The 4,214-nt window shown below is 52.1% G+C and carries 5 protein-coding genes and 1 pseudogene; 4 read left to right on the forward strand and 2 right to left on the reverse strand.

The window, feature by feature from the left end:
• On the forward strand, nt 1–216 hold a 216-nt coding region (locus tag ACP5D0_RS10155; protein WP_472365680.1), incomplete at its 5' end, for a hypothetical protein.
• Nucleotides 217–238: 22 nt separating this feature from the next.
• On the opposite strand, the gene ACP5D0_RS10160 is transcribed toward ACP5D0_RS10155, so the two are convergent.
• Together ACP5D0_RS10160 and ACP5D0_RS10165 are read right to left on the reverse strand one after the other, a co-directional pair.
• Complete coding sequence (locus ACP5D0_RS10160; protein ID WP_472365681.1) at nt 239–1,042, reverse strand: metal ABC transporter permease; 804 nt, start codon at nt 1,040–1,042, stop codon at nt 239–241.
• The gene (locus tag ACP5D0_RS10165; protein WP_472365682.1) at nt 1,039–1,809 is read right to left on the reverse strand and encodes an ATP-binding cassette domain-containing protein; all 771 of its coding nucleotides are present in this window, start codon (nt 1,807–1,809) and stop codon (nt 1,039–1,041) included. The genes ACP5D0_RS10160 and ACP5D0_RS10165 overlap by 4 nt, the downstream gene beginning before the upstream one ends.
• A 133-nt stretch (nt 1,810–1,942) precedes the next feature.
• Here ACP5D0_RS10165 and ACP5D0_RS10170 point away from each other — a divergent pair, with 133 nt between their 5' ends.
• The 3 genes and pseudogenes from ACP5D0_RS10170 to ACP5D0_RS10180 form a co-directional block, all read left to right on the forward strand.
• The gene (locus tag ACP5D0_RS10170) at nt 1,943–2,866 is read left to right on the forward strand and encodes a zinc ABC transporter substrate-binding protein (RefSeq protein ID WP_472365683.1); all 924 of its coding nucleotides are present in this window, start codon (nt 1,943–1,945) and stop codon (nt 2,864–2,866) included.
• 3 nt (nt 2,867–2,869) lie between these two features.
• The gene (locus ACP5D0_RS10175) at nt 2,870–3,577 is read left to right on the forward strand and encodes a hypothetical protein (protein WP_472365684.1); all 708 of its coding nucleotides are present in this window, start codon (nt 2,870–2,872) and stop codon (nt 3,575–3,577) included.
• Between the two features lie 191 nt (nt 3,578–3,768).
• A pseudogene (locus tag ACP5D0_RS10180) lies at nt 3,769–4,214 on the forward strand (Fe-S cluster assembly protein SufB); the annotation flags it as partial.

The raw sequence follows: 4,214 nt of genomic DNA on the forward strand, positions 1-4,214 counted from the left end.
AAATGGTATTACGGCGACGGTCAGGCTTATGCGCACCTGCCGCTGATGCAGGCGTTAGGTCAGGAGCACGCCGAAATGCACCAAGCGATTAAAACCGTCATGGATGCGAAGGCGGTTGGCGATCAAGCCATGGTGGAGTCAGGTCTGGCACAAGTGGATGAACAGTCCGAGAAAGTTGTGGCGTTATTGCATCAATTAATGGACGAAGTGGGTTAAGTCAGTACCCCTCAGTAATTCTCTAGGTTCGGCGGATGACTAGACTTGTCAGAAACAAAAGTGTGGCCAATGCGACAATGCTGGGGCCGGTGGGGAGATCGAACAGCAGTGAGGCCAAGAGTCCCAGCAATACCGCGATAAAACCAAACACAATGCTCAGTCCCAGCATTTGCTCGGGTGTTTTGGCAAAATGACGCGCGGTGGCTGCGGGGATAATCAGCAATGATGTAATGAGCAGCACGCCCACCACTTTCATCGCCACCGCAATCATCAACGCCAGCAGCAAAATGTAGTAGCGTTGCACCTTCCGTGCCGGAACCCCTTCAATTTGTGCCAGTTCGGCATTCAATGTGACGTTCAATAAATCCTGCCAATGGTACTTGAAAAACAGTGCCACCATGCCGCCCAAGCCGAGAATAAAGATCAAGTCGGTCTGTTCAATGCTGAGAATGTCACCGAACAGATAGGACAAAAGGTCGATTTGAATGTCGGTTTGAAAGCTAATTAGGATGAGCCCGAAGGCCAGAGAGCTGTGTGCGAGCAGCCCCAGTAGCGTGTCGGAGGACAGCGTGGTTTTGCCTTGGATAAACAACACGCTGAGTGCGACCATAATGGAAACGGCGATGACGGCCAAGGTCAGGTTAATGTCCAGCAAGAGCCCAAGGCTGACGCCCAGTAAAGCGGAATGGGCCAAGGCGGCACCGAAATACGATTGTTTCTGCCACACCATAAACACCCCTAGCGGTGCGGCCATGAGCGCGATTAACAGGCCGCCGATCAGTGCCATGACCAGAAAGCCAGGTGGATCCAGTAATAGCGACATCATGGTGTTGGCGGTCTTGTTGAATCTGTGCCGTGCGAATGCTGGCAGGCGGTGGTGTCGTGATGGTGTTCGTAAACGGCCACTTCTTCAAAGCCATCACCGAATAAGGCTTTAAAGGCCGGATTTTCCGAGACGGTGTGCGGGTGTCCTGAACAGCAGATATGCTGATTCAGACACAGAACCTGGTGGGTGTTTTTCATCACGATGTGCAGGTCGTGACTGACCATTAAGATGCCGCAGCCGTAGGTTTTGCGAATGGTTTCTATGTATTGATAGAGTTCGGTCTGGCCTTGGAGGTCAACCCCTTGAACCGGCTCGTCTAACACCAGCAGTTCGGGCGATCGCAGCAGTGAACGCGCCAGAAGAAGGCGCTGCATTTCCCCGCCGGAAACCTGCTGCAGGGGATGGTCGAGCAGCGTGCTTAGGCTCAAGTCGTTAATGACTTTGTCGAGCTGTATGGTATCATTCGTGTCGTTTGGCAGACCGAGCTGTAGAAATCGTTTTACGGTAAGGGGCAAAGAGGCATCGACTTGAATTTTCTGTGGCATATACCCGAGCCGCAGACCCGGTTTGCGATGGAGGCTGCCCGAGGTGGGTTTGAGCAGGCCGAGCAGAATCTTTAGCAGGGTGGATTTACCGGCACCGTTCGGGCCGATGAGTGTGATGATTTCATTGGGGTGTAATGTCAGTGAAACATCCTGCAGTACGGTTTTTTGACCAAACTGATGGCAAATATGGTTGGCGTCAATCAGAGGTGAGCGTGTATTCATGCCATTATTTTAATGGATGCGTCAGAGTGTGGTTGAATTTTTTGGTGCCCCTTTGAGTTGGGGGGTGAGGCTGGCTTGATGTGGTGCCAGCTCTAGCCCTTGATTCGTCAGGGGAGCGTGATAGGAGTGTGCAGTGAAAGCGCTGTTAGTGTGTTTTTTAGGGATAGTAAGCGGGCCCGTTATGGCGTTGCAGGTGACGGTGACGATTCCGCCGCTGGCGGCGATGGTCAAGCCCTTTTTGTCGGATGGGGATACTGTGACGGTTTTGCTGGCACCCGGCGCCTCGCCGCATGGTTTTCAGTTTCGGCCTTCCCATTTGGTGGCTTTGAATCAAGCCGACTTGATTCTAACCGTCGGTTCCGGCGTGGATGCCTGGGTGGAAAAGCCGGTGGCTCAGCGTTTGGCGGAGGGTAGCGCACCGCAGGTGGTGTCGATGCAGAAATTGCCAGGCCTGGAGGTTTTGCCGAAACGCGCGATGGATTCGAAAAGCCATCATTCGCATCCTGAAGACGCGCATGGACACCCCTTGTCGGTGGGTCATCCGAATTTGAAAATGGATGGTCACACTTGGTTGTCGGTGCACAATGCCGGTTTAATGATTGCAGCCATCGGCCAAGCAATGGAACGGCTTCAGCCTGAAAAAGCGCACTATTTGCGTCAGAAGCAGCTTGCAAGCCTCGACGATTTGGCGCAGGCGGATGCGGCCATTCGCCAGTGGCTGGCACCGGTTAAACATGAGCCTTATTTGGTGTTGCATGATGCCTATCAATATTTTGAAAAACGTTACGGCTTGAATAATCAGGGCGCGATTCAATTGTCAGCTGAGGTGAAGCCCAGCGTGAAACGGGTGTTGCTGTTACGAGAGCGTATTGAGTCGGATGGGATTCGATGTGTTTTTAAAGAGCCACAGTTTTCAGATAAGCAGTTGCGTTATATTGTTCGGGGCTTGTCGATTAAAATTGGGGAGCTGGATCCGCTCGGACGCAATGAGGCGTCGCAATCCTATGCAGAATTCATCCAAAACTTGGCACAGCGCTATCGCAGTTGTTTGGGGTGAATCATGAGCGGTATTCGGCTTGTGGGCTTGCCTGGCAGTGGCAAGAGCCGCTTTAAAGCGGCGTTTGAACTTGCGTTTCCACAGGTGGCGATGGCAGAGTATGCCACGGCATCCAGCCTGCCGCTGGTGAGTCAGCCAGTTCGTACCTGGTGTTTGGTGGATGCGCGTTATCTGCCTGAGGATGAAAGATCCCAGGCCTGGTTAAAAAACCTGTTACAGGTTTCAACTGGGTTGATATTCAGTTTTGCCGATCAGGCGGATTTAACTCTTTGGTCGCAATGGCAGGCCTGGTTAAATAACCAAAATGTCGCGTCTTTGCCACGCTATCGATGGTTAAGTGCTGCGTCGCTGAGTCAATGGCATTGGGAGGCGTTTGATCAACCGGTCACGCCGGCTGCAATCGGGTTTCATGAGCCGAAATGGGTTGCGCGAGACTATCGGTTTGATTATGCCGCCGGGGAGGCTCCGCTTTGCTTGGAGGCGTTGCTGTTTGGTTTGGACAGTCTGCGCCAAAATTTGGGCTATTCAATTTGGCGAGTGAAAGGCGTGGTCAGAACACGAGAATACCAAAACCCGGTGGCGATAGAGGGGCAGCCAATGGCTTGGGATACCTATGCGGACGAGCTAGACGGTATCGGGTTTTTGAGCGTCTATGCCGAAACCCTTCCCGAAGAGTGGCTGGATGAAATTGTGCAAGCCAGTCTGCTTTAGGTTGGATGAGTATAAGTTGGATGAGAAGAGGAAGTTTTTGCGTCCGAAAAAGCTCGTATGTCGCCCGTTTTTCGGGCGGTTTGGGGGTTTTTTAGTGTCGCAGGGGTTGGATAAAAAACTGGACAAAAAGCTAATTTCCGACTAGAATGGTCAGAAATTAATCGATTCAGTTGGAAAACGAATAATAAACCATGTCAGAAGCGACTCAATACCAAGAAATCAACGATTTGTTGAGCAAAAATCAAGGCTACAAGGAAGGCTTTTTTACGCAGACAACCGTTGAAACCTTTGAAAAGGGCTTGAACGAAACCGTCATCCGAGCGATCTCGGCGAAAAAAAACGAGCCGGATTGGATGCTGGACTTTCGTTTAAAGGCGTTTGCGCATTGGCAGACCATGAAAGAGCCGCACTGGGCCAAGGCGGAATACGAACCGCTGGATTATCAGGATTACAGCTATTATTCCGCGCCGGAGTGTTCCGCATGCGGTGACCAGTGTATGACGGACGAACCGGCCGAGCCGGAAATGGATCCGGAAGTGGCGAAGGCGTTTGCGGCATTGGGCGTTCCGGTGTTCGGTGACGCAACCGCCGATAAAACCGACATCGCTGTGGACGCGATTTTTGATTCGGTGTCGGT

This window comes from Hydrogenovibrio sp. (assembly GCF_049975065.1).
Lineage (GTDB): Bacteria > Pseudomonadota > Gammaproteobacteria > Thiomicrospirales > Thiomicrospiraceae > Hydrogenovibrio.